The following is an 837-nucleotide window of genomic DNA, read 5'->3' on the forward strand; positions in this document are numbered from 1 at the left end:
CGCCGAGGGGCCGGGCGCCGGGTACCCGTGCGGGGCGGGGCCGCCCGGCACCGGTACCGCGCTGCTGTTCTGCTCGTCCGGCTGCTGGACCGGTGGTTGTGATGGGTGCGAAGTCATGTGTCCACGCTAACAACCGGGGGTTCACCGGGACGTCATCCGCAAGGACTAATATTTCTCCGCCACCGCGGCACGCTCGTATTGCGGCGCCCACGGCAGTTCGTGGCCCAGTTCGACGGCGGCGCGCTGCCACCAGTGCGGGTCGCGCAGCGCCGCCCGGGCGAGCAGTACCGCGTCCGCCGAGCCTTCCCTGATGATGGAGTCGGCCTGCGCGGCCGTGGTGATGAGTCCGACGGCGCCGGTCGGGATGCCGGCCTGGCGCCGGATGGCGGCCGCGAAGGGCACCTGGTATCCCGGTCGCAGCGGGATGTTCGCCCCGTGGACCGCGCCGCCACTCGAGACGTCCACCAGGTCCACGCCGCGGGCAGCGGCCTGTTCCACCACGTCGGCCACGGCCTCCGGTTCCAGCCCGCCGTCCGACCAGTCGGAGGCGGAGACTCGCAGCAGCAGCGGCATGGCGTCCGGGATGACGCCGCGGACCGCCTCCACCACCTCCAGCAGCAGCCGGGCGCGCCCGGCGGCCGTACCGCCCCAGCCGTCGGTGCGGGTGTTGACCAGCGGCGAGAGGAACTGGTGCAGCAGGTAGCCGTGGGCGCCGTGGATCTCCACGGTGTCGAAGCCGGCCCAGACGGCACGCGCCGCCGCGTCGCGGAAGTCCGCGATGACCTGCCGGATGCCGGCCTCGTCCAGGGCATCGGGCGCCGCGTAGCGGCCGAAGGC

Annotated in this window: 1 protein-coding gene; it reads right to left on the reverse strand. The window is 73.7% G+C overall.

The annotated features are described in order from the left end of the window. Positions 1–165 precede the first annotated feature (165 nt). On the reverse strand, positions 166–837 hold a 672-nt coding region (locus AC5RV2_RS18645; RefSeq protein ID WP_494093563.1), incomplete at its 5' end, for an oxidoreductase.

The sequence above is a fragment of the Arthrobacter sp. Y3225116 genome (assembly GCF_059091245.1).